Source organism: Achromobacter sp. GbtcB20 (assembly GCF_019091095.1).
Taxonomy (GTDB): Bacteria; Pseudomonadota; Gammaproteobacteria; order Burkholderiales; family Burkholderiaceae_B; genus Achromobacter; species Achromobacter mucicolens.
Genome location: NZ_JAGXJZ010000379.1, coordinates 1 through 319 on the forward strand (window position 1 = coordinate 1; position 319 = coordinate 319).

The 319-nt window shown below is 63.6% G+C and carries 1 pseudogene; it reads right to left on the minus strand.

The window, feature by feature from the left end:
• Window positions 1-319 (minus strand): annotated as a pseudogene (locus KVT32_RS29410) (threonine--tRNA ligase); the annotation flags it as partial.

Genomic DNA, 319 nt, shown 5'->3' on the forward strand with positions numbered 1-319 from the left:
CGCTTCTCGGCCTCTTCCAGCATGTGCAGGTATTGCTCCTGGTCTTCCTTCCTGGTCCAGGCGGTGCCGTAGACGCGCTGCAGCATCTCGTTGTTCGAGTCGCCGCGCCAGTAGGCGCCCGCCAGCTTCATCAGCTTGAAGACCTTCAGCTTGCCGGTCGAGGGCACGTGCGGGCCGCGGCACAGGTCGGTGAACCCACCTTCCGAATACAGCGACACGTCCTCGTTCGCCGGGATCGAGGCGATGATCTCAGCCTTGTAGTCTTCGCCGATCGACTTGAAGTAGGCCACGGCCTCGTCGCGCGGCAACACCTTGCGGG